Below are 18,731 nucleotides of genomic sequence, written 5' to 3'. Positions count from 1 at the left end.
GCCAGCCGGCCCTGTCCAGCAGAGGCCCGTCCAGCAGAGGCCCGTCAGTAGACGAGCACCCGCGTGCCCTGCGGCATGCCCCAGTCGTCCCAGAGCCAGTTCATCGCGGCGTTGGACACCCGCACGCACCCGTGCGACGCCGGCCACGGCGGGACCGAGCCCGAGCCGTGCACCGCGAACGCCCCGGTGAAGTACTTGGGCCGCCACATGCTGCCCAGCTCGAGCGTCGACTCGTGCATGCCGTCGGTCTCGCGGTAGACGGCGAAGTCGCCGCGCGGGGTGGTCGCCCGGTAGGTGCGGCCCTGCGCCTGGTACGACTCGCCGTTGCCGGAGGAGGCGTTCAGCACCCGGGTGACGCGGCCGTCGTCGACGGCGAGCACGAGCTGGCGGTCGAGGTCGATCTCCACCACGTGCCCGGCGTCCGAGCGCGGTCGCGGCACGACCCCGCCGTCGAGGGCCTCCTGGGTCCGGGGGCCGACCACGCCGTCGCGGGTCAGCCCGGCCGCCTTCTGCAGCGCCCAGACCGCCTGCTGGGTCGCCGAGCCGTACTTCCCGTCCGCCTCCGCGAGGAAGTAGCCGAGGTCCTGCAGCCGCTGCTGCAGGGCCACGACCTCGTCGCCCGCCGCGCCCCGCTCGAGGTGCTCCGGCTGCGTCGGCGTGGGCGACGGGTCGGCGGAGGGCTCGGCGGAGGGCTCGGTCGACGGGGACGCCGACGGCTCCCCCGAGGGTTCCGCCGACGGCGTCATCGAGGGCTCCGCGCTCGGCGTGGGTGACGGCGTCGCCGACGGCTCGACGGACGGGGTGGCCGAGGTGCTCGGCGCCGACGACGCCGAGGCGCCGCCGGACGCGGAGGCCGTCGGCGACGGCGCCGCCGTGTCGGCGCCCGGCCAGGCGCAGCCTGCGAGCGCCAGCACGGCGAGCGCCGCGCCGGCGCGCAGGGCGGCCCGGCGCAGGGGCGTGCGGCCGGTCGCCCCCTGGTGGCCCGTGGTCGTGCGTCCCCGCTGGCTCATCGCGTTCCCCTCGCCGTGCGTCCCCTGAGGCGTGCGCTCGCCCGTCCCCCCGGCGTGGGCTCGCCGCTCCACCGTGCCCGGGCGGAGGCGCGGGCGCACGGTGACGCGGCGATCGTCACCGATTCGTGACCCGGTCGCCGGCGGCGACCGCGTCGGCGGGGTGCCGGGTGCGCGCCACGTCGGGGTCGGCGGGCCCGGCGTCGGCCGGGTCGGGCGCGGCCAGCCATGCCTCGACGCCGGCGAGCAGCCGGGCCTTGGTGCCCGACGACGCCAGGCTCGCGCGGATCGACGAACGGGCCAGGTCGGCCAGCTGCGCGTCGGAGAAGCCGTGCACTGTGCGGGCCGCCTCGTACTGGTCCACCAGGCGCGCGCCGAACAGCAGCGGGTCGTCGGCCCCGAGCGCGACCTGCGCCCCGGCGTCGACGAGCGTGCGCAGCGGCACGTCCTCGAGGCCCGGGTACACGCCGAGGCTGACGTTCGACGACGGGCACACCTCGAGCGTCACGCCGGCGTCGACGACCCGGGCCAGGACCGCGGGGTCCTCGCTGGCGCGCACCCCGTGGCCCAGCCGGTCGGGGTGCAGCTCGTCGAGCACGGCGGTCACGTGGTCCGGGCCGAGCAGCTCGCCGCCGTGCGGCACCGACGCGAGCCCGGCGCGCCGGGCGATGCGGAACGCCCCCGCGAAGGCTGCCGTGTCGCCGTGCCGCTCGTCGTTCGACAGCCCGAAGCCCACCACCTCGCCGGGCCCGTCTCCGGCGTACTGGGCGGCCAGCCGCGCGAGCGTGCGCGCGTCCAGCGGGTGCTTCATGCGCGACGCCGCCACCACGACGCCCACCTCGAGGCCGTGCGCGGCGCTCGCGGCGCGGGCGGCGTCGAGCACGATCTCGACCGCCGGCGTGATGCCGCCGACGAACGGCGCGTACGACGTCGGGTCGACCTGGATCTCCAGCCGCCCGGAGCCCTCGGCCGCGTCGAGGCGGGCGGCGGAGTCCACGATGCGGCGCATGTCCGCCTCGGAGCGCACGCAGGCGCGCGCCGCGTCGTACAGCCGCTGGAACCGGAACCAGCCGCGCGCGGTCGCGGGCACGCGCAGCGGGTCGGCGTCGACGAGCGCGGACGGCACGCGGATCCCGTGCTCCGCCGCCATGTCCCGCAGCAGCGGCACGTCCATCGACCCGGTGAAGTGCAGGTGCAGGTGGGCCTTCGGCAGCAGGGAGAGGTCACGCATCTCGGCAGTCTGCCACCGCTCGGCGCCGCTCGACGTCAGGACCGGGGCGTCGTCTCAGGCGAGCCAGCCCCGCTCGCGCGCCACCGTCACGGCGGCCGTCCGGTCGTCGACCCCCAGCTTGGCGAACGCCCGCAGCAGGTGCGTCTTGACCGTCGCCTCGGAGATGTACAGCTCGCGGCCGATCGCCGCGTTGGACAGCCCGCGCGCCACGAGGCCGAGCACCTCCGCCTCGCGGGCGGTGGGGCGCTCGCCGGCGGTCCGCACCGAGGTCACGAGCCGCGTGGCGACCGTCGGGGCGAGCACCGTCTCGCCGCGCGCGGCCGCCCGGACGCCGGCCACCAGCTGGTCGCGGGGGGTGTCCTTGAGCAGGTAGCCGGTGGCGCCGGCCTCGACCGCGCGCAGGATGTCGGCGTCGGTGTCGTAGGTGGTGAGCACGACGACGCGGGTGCGCCCGGCGGACTCCCGCAGGAGCGCGGCGGTGGCGCCGACGCCGTCGAGCCCGGGCATCCGCAGGTCCATCAGCACGACGTCGGGCGCCAGCTCGCGCGCCTGCGCCACGGCGGCGGCGCCGTCCGGCGCCTCGCCGACCACCTCCAGGTCGGGCTCGCCCGCGAGCATCCCCACGATGCCGGAGCGCACCACGGGGTGGTCGTCGGCGACGAGCACCCGCACCGGCGTCACGTCCGGCGTCACGTCCGGCGTCACGTCCGGCGTCACGACGCCACCGCCGGCACCCGCACCCGCAGCGTCGTGCCGCCGGCGCGGCCGGGGCCGACGTCGAGCGTGCCGCCCACGGAGGTGACCCGCTCGCGCATGCCGCTGAGCCCGAACCCCTCGACGTTGCCGGCCGGCAGGCCGCGCCCGTCGTCCGTGACCTCCAGCTCCGCCGCGCCGTCGGCGCGCGCCAGCCGCACGACGACGGAGCGGGCCCCGGCGTGCCGGCGCACGTTGGCGAGGGCCTCCTGCGCCGCGCGCAGCAGCACGACGTCGGAGGCTGGGGCCAGGCCGTCGCCCGGCCCGACCTCGACCCGCACGCCCACGCCGGTCTCGGCGGCGAACCGGTCGCCGAGCCGGCGCAGCGCCTCGGCCAGCGTGGCGTCCTGCAGGGGGAGCGGGGCGAACGCCGCGACCAGGGCGCGCGCCTCGGCGAGGTTCTCGCGGGCGGTGGTCTCCACCACCCCCAGCCGGTCGCGCACGGCAGCCGTCTCGCCGCGGTCGAGCGCCGCGGTGGCCGCCTGCGCCTGCATCACCACGCTCGTGAAGCCCTGGGCGAGGGTGTCGTGGATCTCCTGGGCCATGCGCTCGCGCTCGGCGGCGACGCCGGCGCGGTGGTGCGTCTCGGCCAGCGCGTCCTGCGCGGCGCGCAGCTCGCACACGAGCCGCGCGTGCTCGTCAGAGCGCCGCATCGTCGTCGCCGTCCACATGCCCAGCAGGACGGCGAAGGCGAGCGCGACGCCCATCTGCGGCGCCGCCGCCACCAGGGACGGCACGTCGAACCCGTCCTCGAAGGCCATGCCCACGGTCACCGCGGCCGCCAGGACCGTGCTGGCCACGACGGCGCGCCACGGCGGCTCGAGCAGCATCCAGATCTGGGTGAACGCCGCGAACAGCAGGAAGGTCGCGAGGCCGCCCTGCGACACGGCCAGCGCCGTGCCCGCGACCAGGACGACGACGTAGGCGGTGGCGCGCCGCTGGTCGCGCGTGCGGGCCGCGCGGGCGCCGAGCGCGGCGTACGCGGCCAGGAGCACCGCCATCGCGCCGTAGGCGACCCACAGGCGGCGGCCCTCCTGGCCGCCGAGCGCCAGGGCGGCGGCCGTCAGCACGACGATCGCGACGAACGCGCCGTCCCACCAGCGCACCACGCGCTCCCAGTCGTCGACCGGACCCGGGGCGGCCGGCACGGCCGTCACCGCGCCGGCCGTCTCGCCACCGGCCCTCGCCCCGCCGGCCGAAGCCTCAGCGGCCGAAGCCTCACCCGTCGTCACGCCGCCTCCACCGGAACGTGCGGACCCCCACGACGAGGCCCGTCACCAGCCATGCGACCAGTACAGCAGCGGTGGCGCCGTGCTGCCACGACCCCCCGACCTCCAGCGTGGCCATGTCGTCGGGCAGGAACACCGAGCGCATGCCCTGCGCCAGCCACTTGAGCGGGAACACCGACGCGACGGACTGCAGCCAGCCCGGCAGGGCGTAGAAGGCGAAGAACACGCCGGAGACGAACTGCAGCAGCAGCACCACCGGGGTCACCACGGCGCTCGCGGACCGGCCGGAGCGCGGCAGCGAGGAGAACGCCACGCCGCACACCGTACCGGTGGCGGTGCCGAGCACGAACACCCAGGCGAACGTGGCCCAGCGCCCGGCGTCGCTCGGCAGCGGCACGTCGTAGGCGAGGGCGGCGACCGCCAGCAGCGCCGCGGTCTGCACCAGGGAGGTGGCCAGCGTCAGCAGCACCTTGCCCAGGAAGTAGGACGTCGCCGGCAGCGGGGTGGCGCGCAGCCGGCGCAGCGTGCCGTCGTCACGCTCGACGGCGATCGAGATCGCCAGCGTCTGGAAGCTCGTGAGCATGACGCCCGTGGCGATCATCCCGGGCAGGAAGTAGCGCGCGAAGTCGACCTCGACGCCGTCGGCGCCCTGCGTGTCCCCGCCGAACACGGTGGCGAAGACCGCCAGCAGCAGGATCGGGTAGGCGAACACGAAGACGACGGCGTCGCGCTCGCGGGCGAACTGGCGCAGCTCGACGCCGGCGCGCACGAGACCGAGGCGCAGCACGCCCGGCAGGGGCGCGCGCGGCCGTGCGGGCGCGGCGGGCGCGGTGACGGACGGGTGCTGGGCGGGGACGGGGGCGGTGGCGGTCATGCGTCGGCCTCCTGCAGGAGCCCGAGGTAGACGTCCTCGAGGCTGGGGCGGGTCACGCGCAGGTCGGCGACCTCGCCGTCGGGCCCGGCGGCAGTGGCGGCCAGCTCGGCGACCAGCGCGGTGGGGGAGGTGGTGCGCCGCGAGCGCGCGACGCCGCCGGCCGTCCACGAGACGACCGGCACGCGCGCCTCGGGGCCGCCGAGCGTCTCGGGCGTGCCCTCGGCCACGACGCGCCCGTCGCGCACGACGACGACGCGGTCGGCCAGGTGCGCGGCCTCGTCGAGGTCGTGCGTGGTCAGCAGGACCGTGGTGCCGTCCGCGCGCAGGGACCGCACGAGGTCCCAGAACACCCGGCGGGCCTGCGGGTCGAACCCGGTGGTCGGCTCGTCGAGGAACAGCAGCTCGGGGCGCCCGACGATGCCGAGGGCGACGTCGAGCCGGCGGCGCTGGCCGCCCGACAGCCCGCGCACGCGGGCGCGGGCCTTGTCGGCCAGGCCGACGGCCGCGACGACCTCGTCGGGGTCGCGGGGCGCCGGGTAGTACCGCGCGGTGTGCCGCACCGACTCGGCCACGGTGAGCTCGGCCTGGTCGCGCGAGTCCTGCGCGACCACACCGATGCGGGCGCGCCAGGCGCGCCCGGCGCGGGCCGGGTCGGCGCCGAGCACGGACACCTCGCCGCCGTCGCGGTCGCGGAAGCCCTCGAGGACCTCCACGGTGGTGGTCTTGCCCGCGCCGTTGGGCCCGAGCACGGCCACGATCTCGCCGCGGGCGATGTCCAGGTCGAGGCCGTCCACGGCGCGCTTGTCGCCGTACGTCTTGCGCAGCCCGCGCACGCGGACCGCCGCGGCCGGCGGGGAGGCCGGCGGGGAGGGCGGCGGGGAGGGCGGCGGGGTGGCCGGTGCCGGGCCGGCGCCGGGGGAGGGGGCCGGTGTCGTCGTCGTCATGCGGCCAGCCTGGCCGCCGCGCCGCCGACCGCGTGAGGCCCGGACGGCGGGACCCGGCGTCCACCGGACGGTTGACGCCGGACGGCCGCACGGGCCCCCACCGAGCCCCCGAACCGGCGCGTCCACCGGGGCGTCCACCGGGGCGTCCACCGGGGCGTCCACCGGCCCGACGGCGCCGGCGACGAGGCGCGGTTCGACCCACGCCGCCGGTTCGCGTACAGTTGACCCTCGGTGGTTGACGACCGCCACGCTGGAACGCGCCCCGGGCTGTGCTCGGTGCGGTGACCGGACGGGGTCGTCGAGCACGAAGGGTAGTGGCGCAATTGGTAGCGCAGCGGTCTCCAAAACCGCAGGTTGCAGGTTCGAGTCCTGTCTACCCTGCCAGCGTGATCCCCCGCGGGGCCGCGCGCAGCGGGGCCCTGACCGGTGTCCCCGGAACGCCAGGAGTCCGTGCCGTGCCGCGTCGCCGACAGGCGGTGCGGGGCGGCTGTCGCGAAACGGGGTTGGGCAAGTGAGCGAGTCGACCGTCCAGGCAGGCGGCACCGCGCGCGACGAGAAGAGTCGCAAGGGCCTGTTCGCACGCATCGCGCTGTTCGTGCGCCAGGTGGTCGCGGAGCTCAAGAAGGTCGTCTCCCCGACGCGCTCCGAGCTGATGACCTACACCGCCGTCGTGCTGGTGTTCGTCGTCGTGGTCATGATCTTCGTGTCGGTGCTCGACTACGTCATCGGGCGGGGCGTCCTGGCCCTGTTCGGCTGAGCACCGCACGGTCAGCAGCACAACCATCCCGACTTCTCGGAAAGCAGGTTCGTTCGTGTCCCAGGAGCCTCTGGACCAGACGGAGAACGTCGACGCCCTCGAGCCCGGCGAGGACGCCGTGGCGGACCTCGACGTGCCCGCCGACGCGACCGAGCAGACGCCGGCCGACGCGGACGAGACGGCCGACGCGGACGAGACGGCCGACGCGGACGAGACGGCCGACGAGCGTCCCGAGGACGCCGACGGCGACGTCATCGTCGACCCGCTCGAGGAGTTCAAGCGCACCCTGCGCATGCAGGAGGGCGACTGGTACGTCATCCACTCGTACGCCGGCTACGAGAACCGTGTGAAGGCGAACCTGGAGAACCGCATCCAGAGCCTGAACATGGAGGACTACATCTTCCAGGTCGAGGTCCCCATGGAGGAGGTGACCGAGATCAAGAACGCGCAGAAGAAGCTCGTGCGGCGCGTGCGGATCCCGGGCTACGTCCTCGTGCGCATGGAGCTCACCGACGAGTCGTGGGGCGCCGTGCGGCACACGCCCGGCGTCACCGGCTTCGTGGGTCACACGCACCAGCCGGTGCCGCTGACCCAGGACGAGGTCGTCTCGATGCTCGCGCCCGTGCTCGAGGCGCCGAAGGAGGCCGGCAAGCCCGCCCAGCAGGCCGCCGCCGCCAAGGCCGCCGTCGAGGTCGACTTCGAGGTCGGCGAGTCGGTCACCGTCACCGACGGCCCGTTCGACACGCTGCCCGCCACGATCTCCGAGATCAACGTCGAGGCCCAGAAGCTCAAGGTCCTCGTCTCCATCTTCGGCCGGGAGACCCCGGTCGAGCTGTCGTTCAACCAGGTCGCCAAGATCTGACGCCCCCGGGCGCGGGCGGCGCGAGCCGCCCACGGCAGCATGCAACCGGGTCATCGCCCACGGCGTCGGCCCACGACACAGAAAGCACGGATCTCCCATGCCTCCCAAGAAGAAGGTCGCGGGGCTCATCAAGCTCCAGATCAACGCCGGCGCGGCCACCCCGGCCCCGCCGATCGGCCCCGCGCTCGGTCAGCACGGCGTGAACATCATGGAGTTCTGCAAGGCCTACAACGCGGCCACCGAGTCGCAGCGCGGCAACGTGATCCCGGTGGAGATCACGGTCTACGAGGACCGTTCCTTCACCTTCATCACGAAGACGCCGCCGGCCGCGGAGCTCATCAAGAAGGCCGCCGGCGTGGCCAAGGGCTCGGCGACCCCGCACACGGTCAAGGTCGCGACGCTCACCGCCGACCAGGTCCGCGAGATCGCCCAGACGAAGCTCGAGGACCTCAACGCGAACGACATCGACGCCGCGATGAAGATCGTCGCCGGCACCGCCCGCTCCATGGGCATCAACACCGAGCTCTGACGGGCGTCGGCACCTGATCCCCCCGGCGGTCACCGACCGCCGGCCCCGGGCGGGCGCCCGGCCCCCGCGGGCCCGGGCGCCGCGCCCGTCCACCGAGAACACCCGGTGCCGACCGGCGCCGGGGCGTGGCAGGGCCCCCGGGCCCGCGACGACCACACGAAGGAGAAGCCATCATGGCGAAGCACGGCAAGGCCTACCGCGCCGCGGCCGAGAAGATCGACCGCGACGCCCTCTACGCGCCGCTCGAGGCCATCCGCCTGGCCCAGGAGACGTCGACCACCAAGTACGACGCGACCGTCGAGGTCGCGTTCCGTCTCGGCGTCGACCCGCGCAAGGCGGACCAGATGGTCCGCGGCACCGTCAACCTGCCGCACGGCACCGGCAAGACCGCCCGCGTCCTGGTCTTCGCGAACGCCGCGAAGGCCGAGGAGGCCCGCGCGGCCGGCGCCGACATCGTCGGCGGCGACGAGCTCATCGACCAGGTGGCCGGCGGGTTCACCGACTTCGACGCCGCCGTCGCGACGCCCGACCTCATGGGCAAGGTCGGCCGGCTCGGCAAGGTGCTCGGCCCCCGCGGCCTCATGCCGAACCCGAAGACCGGCACCGTGACCATGGACGTGGCCAAGGCCGTGTCCGACATCAAGGGCGGCAAGATCGAGTTCCGCGTCGACAAGCACGCGAACCTGCACTTCATCATCGGCAAGGTGTCCTTCAGCACCGAGCAGCTGGTGGAGAACTACGCGGCCGCGCTCGAGGAGGTCCTGCGCCTCAAGCCGTCCGCGTCGAAGGGCCGCTACCTCATCAAGGCGACGATCGCGACGACGATGGGCCCGGGCATCCCGGTCGACCCGTCGCGCACGACCAAGCTCCTGGAGGAGTCCGCGGCCTGAGCCGCGCTCCCTCGCCGAAGGGCCCGGCACCCCGCCGCAGCGCGGGGCGCCGGGCCCTTCGGCGTCCGGGTGCGGAGCTCGGCGGCGGCCGGGTGTGACGCACGTGGCGCCGAGGCGGCGACGGGCGCCTCCCGGCGTCGTGTAGAGTGTTCCCGTAACCCAAGACCGCCGGTCGTCCGACGCTGCCCGCTCAGGGAGGCGGAGGACCGAAGTCTCGCGAACGAGCGGGGACCTGCGCAGGTGACACCGGAACCTTCGTCGCGGCTCGCCCGCGGCGCTGCGAGCCCCGTGCGCCTGCGCCGGGGCTCTTCCTCGTTCCCGGGCCTTCCTCCCTCGGGAGCCGGTGGCACCACCACCGGAAGGATTGCCATGGCGAGGCCGGACAAGGCAGCCGCCGTCGCGGAGGTCGCGGAGAAGTTCCGCGCGTCGAACGCGGCCGTGCTGACCGAGTACCGCGGGCTCACCGTCAAGCAGCTCAAGGAGCTGCGTCGGTCGCTCGGCGGCAACGCAAGCTACGCCGTGGTGAAGAACACGCTGACGCAGATCGCGGCCAAGGAGGCCGGTGTCGAGGGTCTCGACGCCGAGCTGAAGGGCCCGTCCGCGATCGCCTTCGTGACCGGCGACCCGGTCGAGGCCGCGAAGGGTCTGCGTGACTTCGCCAAGGCGAACCCTGCTCTGGTCATCAAGGGCGGTGTCCTCGAGGGACGCGCCCTGACCGCTGCAGAGGTCACCAAGCTCGCGGACCTCGAGTCCCGCGAGGTGCTGCTGGCCAAGGCGGCCGGCGCGATGAAGGCCAAGCTCTACCAGGCTGCCTACGTCTTCACCGCGAACACCGCCCAGGCCGCTCGCGTCATCGATGCCCTGCGTCAGAAGCAGGAGTCGGCCGCCGCGTGACCCGGACCCGGCTCAGCCGGACCGGGCGCACGCGCGCACATCACCACCCCGTTGCTTCTGACAGCGAGACGCCCAGAAGCGTGATCGACCCGCCGGCCGCCGGCGGGCACAGATTGAAAGGAACGCCATCATGGCGAAGCTCAGCACCGAGGAGCTCATCGAGCAGTTCAAGGGTCTGACCCTGATCGAGCTGTCCGAGTTCGTGAAGGCCTTCGAGGAGGTCTTCGAGGTCACCGCGGCCGCCCCGGCCGCCGTCGCCGTCGCCCCCGCCGCGGGTGGCGCCGGTGGCGAGGCCCCGGCCGAGGAGGAGAAGGACGAGTTCGACGTCATCCTCGAGGCCGCCGGCGACAAGAAGATCCAGGTCATCAAGGAGGTGCGCGCGCTCACGTCCCTCGGCCTGAAGGAGGCCAAGGACCTCGTGGACGGCGCCCCGAAGCCGGTCCTGGAGAACGTCAACAAGGAGGCGGCGGAGAAGGCCAAGGCTGCCCTCGAGGGCGCCGGCGCCACCGTCACCCTGAAGTGACGATCGCGGCCTGAGCCGCGACCCGCACGCGAGGCCCGCACCCGCCACCTGGTGGGTGCGGGCCTCGCGCGTCCCCGCCGGTCCGGTCCGGCCGCGTGTCCGACGTCACCTCGACGCCGTCGGGCGCCGCGCCGTAGACTGGCCGGCACCGCTGTTCTTGGGCGGCATATGGCGGCCACCGAGACAACGCCTCGCACCACCCGGTTCCGACCCACCCCGAGAGGGGAGGATCACCGAGAGACCGGCCCTGGCCAGGCGTCCGTCGGCGCGCCCGCGCGTGGTGGACATCCTTGGTCGAGCCGGGTATGCTAGCGCTTTGCGCTCGCGTGTGCCCTCCACGCCCCCTCACTGCCCCGAGAACAGCTCCTGCGACGCGACCCTGCGGTCGCGGCGAGGCTCCCGGAAGCAGCGACGGCGCCGGGTCCGGCACGCGAAGCGTACAGCGTGCCATCGAACTGCAGGGAAGGACCCCTCTTGGCTGCCTCGCGCACCCCTTCTGCTCCGTCCGCCGACGCTATCGCGAACCGCACCGCTTCCCGCCGCGTCTCCTTCGCCAAGATCTACGAGCCGCTCGAGGTCCCCGACCTCCTCGGGCTGCAGGTCGAGAGCTTCGACTGGCTCCTCGGCAACGACGCCTGGAAGGCGCGCGTCGAGGCCGCCCTGGAGCCCGGCCGCAACGACGTGCCCGAGACGTCGGGCCTCGAGGAGATCTTCGAGGAGATCTCGCCGATCGAGGACTTCGGCCAGTCGATGTCGCTCTCCTTCTCCAACCACCGCTTCGAGCCGCCGAAGTACACGGCGGAGGAGTGCAAGGAGAAGGACTTCACCTACGCGGCGCCGCTGTTCGTCACCGCCGAGTTCGTCAACTACACCACCGGCGAGATCAAGTCGCAGACCGTGTTCATGGGCGACTTCCCGCTCATGACCCCGCGCGGCACCTTCATCATCAACGGCACCGAGCGCGTCGTCGTCTCCCAGCTCGTCCGCTCCCCGGGCGTGTACTTCGAGCGCGTGCCGGACAAGACGTCGGACAAGGACGTCTTCTCGGCCAAGATCATCCCCTCGCGCGGCGCCTGGCTCGAGTTCGAGATCGACAAGCGCGACGCCGTCGGCGTGCGCGTCGACCGCAAGCGCAAGCAGTCCGTCACCGTGCTGCTCAAGGCGCTCGGCATGACGGAGTCGGAGATCCGCGAGGAGTTCTCGGCGTACCCGTCGATCATCGACACGCTCGAGAAGGACCACGTCCACACCCAGGACGAGGCCCTCGTCGACCTGTACCGCAAGATCCGCCCGGGCGAGCCGCCGACCGTCGAGGCCGGCCGCGCCCTGCTGGAGAACTTCTACTTCAACCCGAAGCGCTACGACCTGGCGAAGGTCGGCCGCTACAAGCTGAACAAGAAGCTCGGCGTCGAGGCGCCGCTGAGCGACTCCACGCTGGCGCTCACCGACGTCGTCGCGACGATCAAGTACCTCGCCGCGCTGCACGCCGACCAGGCCACCATGCCGGGCCGCCGGGGCGGCGAGGACATCGAGGTGCGCGTCGAGGTCGACGACATCGACCACTTCGGCAACCGCCGCATCCGCGCCGTCGGCGAGCTCATCCAGAACCAGGTGCGCACGGGCCTGTCCCGCATGGAGCGCGTGGTCCGCGAGCGCATGACGACGCAGGACGTCGAGGCCATCACGCCGCAGACGCTGATCAACATCCGCCCCGTGGTGGCGTCGATCCGCGAGTTCTTCGGCACCTCGCAGCTGTCGCAGTTCATGGACCAGAACAACCCGCTCGCGGGCCTGACCCACAAGCGCCGCCTGTCGGCGCTGGGCCCCGGCGGTCTGTCCCGCGACCGCGCGGGCATGGAGGTCCGTGACGTCCACCCGTCGCACTACGGCCGCATGTGTCCGATCGAGACCCCTGAGGGCCCGAACATCGGCCTCATCGGCTCGCTCGCGTCGTTCGGCCGCATCAACCCGTTCGGCTTCATCGAGACGCCGTACCGCAAGGTCGTCGACGGCCGCGTGACCGACGACATCGACTACCTGACCGCAGACGACGAGGACCGCTACGTCATCGCGCAGGCCAACACCCCGCTGACGGCCGACGGCCGCTTCGCCGAGCAGCGCGTCCTGGTGCGCGTCAAGGGCGGCGAGACGTCCGACGTGCCGGTCAGCGAGGTCGACTACATCGACGTCTCCCCGCGCCAGATGGTGTCGGTCGCCACCGCGCTGATCCCGTTCCTCGAGCACGACGACGCCAACCGCGCGCTCATGGGCGCCAACATGCAGCGCCAGGCGGTGCCGCTGGTCCGGTCCGAGATGCCGCTGGTCGGCACCGGCATGGAGCGCCGTGCCGCCGTCGACGCCGGCGACGTCATCGTCGCGACCAAGCCCGGCGTGGTCACCGAGGTCTCCGCGGACCTCATCGTCGTGGCCAACGACGACGCGACCACGTCCAGCTACCGCGTGGCGAAGTTCGTCCGCTCGAACCAGGGCACCAGCTACAACCAGCGCGTGCTCGTGGACGAGGGCCAGCGCGTCGAGGTGGGCTCGGTCCTGGCCGACGGCCCGGCGACGGACGAGGGTGAGCTCGCGCTCGGCCGCAACCTCCTCGTGGCGTTCATGTCGTGGGAGGGCCACAACTACGAGGACGCGATCATCCTGTCGCAGCGCCTCGTGGAGGACGACGTGCTGTCCTCGATCCACATCGAGGAGCACGAGGTCGACGCGCGCGACACCAAGCTCGGCCCGGAGGAGATCACGCGGGACATCCCGAACGTCTCCGAGGACGTGCTGGCCGACCTCGACGAGCGCGGCGTCATCCGCATCGGTGCCGAGGTGGGCGCGGGCGACATCCTCGTCGGCAAGGTCACCCCGAAGGGCGAGACCGAGCTGACCCCGGAGGAGCGCCTGCTGCGCGCGATCTTCGGCGAGAAGGCCCGCGAGGTCCGCGACACCTCCCTGAAGGTGCCGCACGGCGAGTCGGGCACCGTCATCGGCGTGCGCGAGTTCAACCGCGAGGACGGCGACGAGCTGCCCGCCGGCGTGAACCAGCTGGTGCGCGTGTACATCGCCCAGCGCCGCAAGATCACCGTGGGTGACAAGCTCGCCGGCCGTCACGGCAACAAGGGCGTCATCTCGAAGATCCTGCCGCAGGAGGACATGCCGTTCCTGCCCGACGGCACGCCGGTCGACGTCATCCTCAACCCGCTGGGCGTGCCCGGCCGCATGAACGTCGGCCAGGTGCTCGAGACGCACCTCGGCTGGGTCGCCAGCCGCGGCTGGGACGTCGACCTCGCCGAGGACTCGAACACCGAGTTCAAGTCGCACCTGCCCGAGGTGGCGCACCGCTCGGAGCCGTTTACGCCCGTCGCGACCCCGGTCTTCGACGGCCTCGAGGAGACCGCCCTGCGTGGCCTGCTCGCGACCACGCTGCCCAACCGCGACGGCGACCGCATGGTCGGCGCGGACGGCAAGGCCCGCCTGTTCGACGGCCGCTCCGGCGAGCCGTTCCCCGAGGCGGTCTCGGTCGGCTACATGTACATCCTGAAGCTCCACCACCTGGTGGACGACAAGATCCACGCGCGCTCGACCGGCCCGTACTCGATGATCACGCAGCAGCCGCTGGGTGGTAAGGCGCAGTTCGGCGGCCAGCGCTTCGGCGAGATGGAGGTGTGGGCCCTGGAGGCGTACGGCGCCGCCTACACCCTCCAGGAGCTCCTGACCATCAAGTCCGACGACGTCCCCGGCCGCGTGAAGGTGTACGAGGCCATCGTCAAGGGCGAGAACATCCCCGACTCGGGCATCCCGGAGTCCTTCAAGGTGCTCCTCAAGGAGATGCAGTCGCTCTGCCTGAACGTGGAGGTGCTGTCCAGCGACGGCGTCTCCATCGAGATGAAGGAGTCCGACGACGAGGTGTACCGCGCCGCGGAGGAGCTGGGCATCGACCTGTCCCGGCGCCCCAACTCGGCGTCCACGATCGACGAGATCTGACCGAACTTCGCCCCGGACATCCAAAGAGCTTTGAGGAAGTAGGACATCTTGCTCGACGTCAACGTCTTCGACGAGCTGCGTATCGGCCTGGCCACGGCCGACGACATCCGTGCCTGGTCGCACGGTGAGGTCAAGAAGCCCGAGACCATCAACTACCGCACCCTGAAGCCGGAGAAGGACGGGCTCTTCTGCGAGAAGATCTTCGGCCCCACCCGGGACTGGGAGTGCTACTGCGGCAAGTACAAGCGGGTGCGCTTCAAGGGCATCATCTGCGAGCGCTGCGGCGTGGAGGTCACGCGCTCGAAGGTCCGCCGTGAGCGCAGGGGCCACATCGAGCTCGCCGCCCCGGTGACGCACATCTGGTTCTTCAAGGGTGTGCCGTCGCGTCTGGGCTACCTGCTCGACCTGGCGCCGAAGGACCTGGAGAAGGTCATCTACTTCGCTGCCTACATGATCACGTGGGTCGACGAGGAGGGCCGGCACGAGGACCTGCCGCGCCTGCAGAACGAGATCGACCTCGAGAAGAAGGAGATCGCGGACCGTCGCGACTCCGACATCAATGCCCGCGCCACGAAGCTCGAGCAGGACCTCGCCGAGCTCGAGGCCGAGGGTGCCAAGGCCGACGCGCGCCGCAAGGTGCGCGACGCCGCGGAGCGCGAGATGGCGAACCTGCGCAAGCGCGCGGACGCCGAGATCGAGCGCCTCGAGCAGGTCTGGGACCGCTTCAAGAACCTCAAGGTCTCCGACCTCGAGGGCGACGAGATGCTGTACCGCCAGCTCCAGGACCGCTACGGCACCTACTTCGAGGGCTCGATGGGCGCCGCCGCGATCCAGAAGCGCCTCGAGAGCTTCGACCTGGAGGCCGAGGCCGAGGCGCTGCGCGAGACCATCCGCACCGGCAAGGGGCAGCGCAAGACCCGCGCGCTCAAGCGCCTCAAGGTGGTCAACGCGTTCCTGACGACGACCAACTCGCCCACGGCGATGGTCCTCGACGCGGTGCCGGTCATCCCGCCGGACCTGCGTCCGATGGTGCAGCTGGACGGTGGCCGCTTCGCGACCTCCGACCTCAACGACCTGTACCGCCGCGTCATCAACCGCAACAACCGCCTCAAGCGGCTGCTCGACCTCGGCGCGCCCGAGATCATCGTCAACAACGAGAAGCGGATGCTCCAGGAGGCCGTGGACTCGCTGTTCGACAACGGCCGCCGCGGCCGCCCGGTCACGGGCCCCGGCAACCGTCCGCTGAAGTCGATCTCGGACATGCTCAAGGGCAAGCAGGGCCGGTTCCGCCAGAACCTGCTCGGCAAGCGCGTCGACTACTCGGGCCGTTCGGTCATCGTGGTCGGCCCGACGCTGAAGCTGCACCAGTGCGGCCTGCCCAAGCAGATGGCGCTCGAGCTGTTCAAGCCGTTCGTGATGAAGCGCCTGGTCGAGCTGAACCACGCGCAGAACATCAAGTCGGCCAAGCGCATGGTCGAGCGCACCCGCTCGGTCGTGTGGGACGTGCTCGAGGAGGTCATCACCGAGCACCCGGTGCTGCTGAACCGTGCGCCCACGCTGCACCGCCTGGGCATCCAGGCCTTCGAGCCGCAGCTGGTCGAGGGCAAGGCCATCCACCTGCACCCGCTCGTGTGCGCCGCGTTCAACGCGGACTTCGACGGTGACCAGATGGCCGTGCACCTGCCGCTGTCGGCCGAGGCCCAGGCCGAGGCGCGCATCCTGATGCTCTCGAGCAACAACATCCTCAAGCCGTCGGACGGCCGCCCGGTGACCATGCCCTCGCAGGACATGATCATCGGTCTGCACCACCTGACCTCCGACCGCCCGGGCGCCGTCGGCGAGGGCCGCGTGTTCTCGTCGCAGGCCGAGGCCCTCATGGCGCTCGACCGCGGCGAGCTGGACCTCAACGCGAAGGTCCGCATCCGGATGTCGGACCTCGTGCCGCCGCTGCGCGGCTTCGAGGCGCCCGAGGGCTGGGAGCCGGGTCAGCCGATCCTGTTCGAGACCACGCTGGGCCGCACGATCTTCAACGAGGCGCTGCCGGTCGACTACCCGTTCCAGAACGGCGTCGTCGGCAAGAAGGAGCTCTCGACGATCGTCAACGACCTGGCCGAGCGGTACCCGAAGGTCGAGGTCGCCGCGGCGCTCGACGCGCTCAAGGACGCCGGCTACCGGTGGGCCACGCGCTCGGGCGTCACGATCGCGATCTCCGACGTCGCCATGCCGGAGGTCAAGAACGAGATCCTCGACCGCAACGAGGAGCGTGCGCTCAAGGTCCAGCAGCAGTTCGACCGCGGTCTGATCACCGACGACGAGCGCCGTCAGGAGCTCATCGAGATCTGGACCCAGGCCACCGACGAGGTCGCCAAGGTCATGCGCGAGAACCTCGAGAACAACGCGCGCAACACGCTGTTCCGCATGGTGTCCTCGGGCGCCCGTGGTAACTGGATGCAGGTCCGCCAGATCGCCGGCATGCGCGGCCTCGTGGCGAACCCGAAGGGCGAGATCATCCCGCGCCCGATCAAGTCCAACTACCGCGAGGGCCTGTCCGTCCTCGAGTACTTCATCGCCTCGCACGGTGCCCGCAAGGGTCTGGCCGACACGGCGCTGCGTACCGCGGACTCGGGCTACCTGACGCGTCGTCTCGTGGACGTCTCCCAGGACGTCATCATCCGCGAGGAGGACTGCGGCACGGAGCGCGGCCTGACGCTGCCGGTCGCCGAGCGCATCGGCGACACCCTGGTGCCGCACCCGCGCGTGGAGACGAGCATCTACGCCCGCACGTTCGCCACCGACGTCGTCGACGCCGAGGGCAACGTGATCGCCGCGGGCGGCTCCGACGCGGGCGACGTCATCATCCGCAAGGTGATCGACGCCGGCATCGAGTCGGTCAAGGTCCGCTCGGTCCTCACGTGCGAGTCGCGCGTGGGCACCTGCGCCAAGTGCTACGGCCGCTCCCTGGCCACGGGCAAGCTCGTGGACATCGGCGAGGCCGTCGGCATCATCGCCGCCCAGTCGATCGGTGAGCCGGGCACGCAGCTGACGATGCGTACCTTCCACACCGGTGGTGTGGCCTCGGCCGAGGACATCACGCAGGGTCTGCCGCGCGTCACCGAGCTCTTCGAGGCCCGCACCCCGAAGGGCGAGGCGCCGATCGCCGAGTTCACCGGCCGCATCGCGGTCGAGGACTCGGAGCGCTCGCGCCAGCTCGTGCTCACGCCGGACGACGGCTCGGAGGAGATCCGCTACCAGGTCTCCAAGCGTGCTCGTCTCCTCGTCGAGGACGGCCAGCACGTGCAGGTCGGCACCCAGCTGGTCCAGGGCGCGGTGGACCCGAAGAAGGTCCTGCGCATCCTCGGCCCGCGCGCCGCGCAGAAGCACCTGGTGGACGAGGTCCAGGAGACCTACCGCAGCCAGGGCGTGGACATCCACGACAAGCACATCGAGGTCATCGTGCGCCAGATGCTGCGCCGCGTGACCGTGCTCGACTCGGGTGACACGCAGCTGCTGCCGGGCGAGCTCGCGGAGCGCACGCGCTTCGAGGACGCCAACCGTGGCGCCGTGGCGGAGGGTGGCCACCCGGCCTCCGGCCGTCCGGAGCTCATGGGCATCACGAAGGCCTCGCTCGCCACCGACTCGTGGCTGTCGGCCGCCTCCTTCCAGGAGACGACCCGCGTGCTCACCGAGGCGGCGATGAGCGGTCGTCGCGACCCGCTGCTGGGCCTCAAGGAGAACGTCATCATCGGCAAGCTCATCCCCGCCGGCACGGGCCTGTCCCGCTACCGGAACATCGAGGTCGAGCCCACCGAGCAGGCCAAGGCCGAGCTCTACCCGAGCCTCGGCTACGACGAGATCGACTTCCCGACGCTCGGCATGGGCTCGGGCGAGGCGATCCCGCTCGAGGACCTGGACTTCGGCGACTTCCGCTGACGGCTCGCCGGCCGGTCACCGACCGGCCGGCGGCCGCGGCCCAGCCGTCGCACCCGAGGCGCCCCCGTCGACGACGGGGGCGCCTCGGCGCGTCCCGGGGCCCGTGGCCGCGCAGGTCACACCGGCGGCCTTTTGACCCGCCGGGCGGCCGGGCGGTATCCTCGTACGCAGTGCCCTGGCCGTCGCGCGCCCGGAGCCGGCCCTCGCGCCGGCGCCACGACACCGCGATGTGAGTGCCCGGGCGCCCCGAGACCCCTTCCCGGTGTCGTCCGTGCTGCGGACCGCCGCGGGGGAGAGGTCCGGGCCATCGAGCCGGTGGTA

The 18,731-nt window shown here is 72.5% G+C and carries 14 protein-coding genes and 1 tRNA gene; 9 read left to right on the top strand and 6 right to left on the bottom strand.

Features of this window, described 5'->3' with window-relative positions:
- Positions 1 to 44 precede the first annotated feature (44 nt).
- The 6 genes from GSF02_RS00400 to GSF02_RS00375 all read right to left on the bottom strand — a co-directional run bounded on the left by GSF02_RS00400 (position 45) and on the right by GSF02_RS00375 (position 6,038).
- Complete coding sequence (locus tag GSF02_RS00400) at positions 45 to 1,010, bottom strand: L,D-transpeptidase family protein (protein ID WP_159791630.1); 966 nt, start codon at positions 1,008 to 1,010, stop codon at positions 45 to 47.
- A 115-nt stretch (positions 1,011 to 1,125) separates the two neighbouring features.
- A complete protein-coding gene (locus GSF02_RS00395) occupies positions 1,126 to 2,238 on the bottom strand; it encodes an adenosine deaminase (protein ID WP_159791628.1) in 1,113 nt (370 codons plus the stop codon).
- Positions 2,239 to 2,292: 54 nt separating this feature from the next.
- Positions 2,293 to 2,856 carry a response regulator gene (locus GSF02_RS00390; protein WP_235915296.1) on the bottom strand — a complete coding sequence of 188 codons (564 nt, stop codon included), beginning with the start codon at positions 2,854 to 2,856 and terminating at the stop codon, positions 2,293 to 2,295.
- A gap of 95 nt (positions 2,857 to 2,951) precedes the next feature.
- A complete protein-coding gene (locus GSF02_RS00385; protein WP_159791626.1) occupies positions 2,952 to 4,148 on the bottom strand; it encodes a sensor histidine kinase in 1,197 nt (398 codons plus the stop codon).
- Positions 4,149 to 4,209: 61 nt separating this feature from the next.
- The gene (locus GSF02_RS00380) at positions 4,210 to 5,094 is read right to left on the bottom strand and encodes an ABC transporter permease (protein ID WP_159791624.1); all 885 of its coding nucleotides are present in this window, start codon (positions 5,092 to 5,094) and stop codon (positions 4,210 to 4,212) included.
- A complete protein-coding gene (locus GSF02_RS00375; RefSeq protein ID WP_159791622.1) occupies positions 5,091 to 6,038 on the bottom strand; it encodes an ABC transporter ATP-binding protein in 948 nt (315 codons plus the stop codon). The genes GSF02_RS00380 and GSF02_RS00375 overlap by 4 nt, the downstream gene beginning before the upstream one ends.
- A 308-nt stretch (positions 6,039 to 6,346) precedes the next feature.
- Here GSF02_RS00375 and GSF02_RS00370 point away from each other — a divergent pair.
- The 9 genes from GSF02_RS00370 (at position 6,347) to GSF02_RS00330 (ending at position 18,410) form a co-directional block, all read left to right on the top strand.
- Positions 6,347 to 6,422 (top strand) — tRNA-Trp (locus GSF02_RS00370).
- A 127-nt stretch (positions 6,423 to 6,549) separates the two neighbouring features.
- Positions 6,550 to 6,795 carry a preprotein translocase subunit SecE gene (secE, locus tag GSF02_RS00365; protein ID WP_159791620.1) on the top strand — a complete coding sequence of 82 codons (246 nt, stop codon included), beginning with the start codon at positions 6,550 to 6,552 and terminating at the stop codon, positions 6,793 to 6,795.
- Positions 6,796 to 6,850: 55 nt separating this feature from the next.
- Entirely contained in the window at positions 6,851 to 7,657 is an 807-nt protein-coding gene (gene nusG / locus GSF02_RS00360) for a transcription termination/antitermination protein NusG (RefSeq protein WP_159791618.1), read from the top strand.
- Positions 7,658 to 7,754: 97 nt separating this feature from the next.
- On the top strand, positions 7,755 to 8,186 hold the full coding sequence (gene rplK / locus GSF02_RS00355) for a 50S ribosomal protein L11 (protein WP_159791616.1): 432 nt from the start codon (positions 7,755 to 7,757) through the stop codon (positions 8,184 to 8,186).
- A 173-nt stretch (positions 8,187 to 8,359) separates the two neighbouring features.
- Entirely contained in the window at positions 8,360 to 9,076 is a 717-nt protein-coding gene (gene rplA, locus GSF02_RS00350; protein ID WP_159791614.1) for a 50S ribosomal protein L1, read from the top strand.
- A gap of 369 nt (positions 9,077 to 9,445) precedes the next feature.
- Positions 9,446 to 9,970: a 50S ribosomal protein L10 gene (rplJ, locus tag GSF02_RS00345; protein ID WP_159791612.1), complete on the top strand. Its 525-nt coding sequence runs from the start codon at positions 9,446 to 9,448 to the stop codon at positions 9,968 to 9,970.
- A gap of 130 nt (positions 9,971 to 10,100) precedes the next feature.
- Complete coding sequence (gene rplL / locus GSF02_RS00340) at positions 10,101 to 10,493, top strand: 50S ribosomal protein L7/L12 (RefSeq protein WP_159791610.1); 393 nt, start codon at positions 10,101 to 10,103, stop codon at positions 10,491 to 10,493.
- A 474-nt stretch (positions 10,494 to 10,967) separates the two neighbouring features.
- Positions 10,968 to 14,480: a DNA-directed RNA polymerase subunit beta gene (gene rpoB, locus GSF02_RS00335; RefSeq protein WP_159791608.1), complete on the top strand. Its 3,513-nt coding sequence runs from the start codon at positions 10,968 to 10,970 to the stop codon at positions 14,478 to 14,480.
- Positions 14,481 to 14,528: 48 nt separating this feature from the next.
- Positions 14,529 to 18,410 carry a DNA-directed RNA polymerase subunit beta' gene (locus GSF02_RS00330; protein WP_159791606.1) on the top strand — a complete coding sequence of 1,294 codons (3,882 nt, stop codon included), beginning with the start codon at positions 14,529 to 14,531 and terminating at the stop codon, positions 18,408 to 18,410.
- Positions 18,411 to 18,731 lie beyond the last annotated feature (321 nt).

Origin of the sequence: Puerhibacterium puerhi (assembly GCF_009846865.1) — a bacterium.
Lineage (GTDB): Bacteria > Actinomycetota > Actinomycetes > Actinomycetales > Cellulomonadaceae > Puerhibacterium > Puerhibacterium puerhi.
Note: the sequence above shows the minus strand (reverse complement) of the source record. Positions and strands in the feature narration are given on the sequence as shown.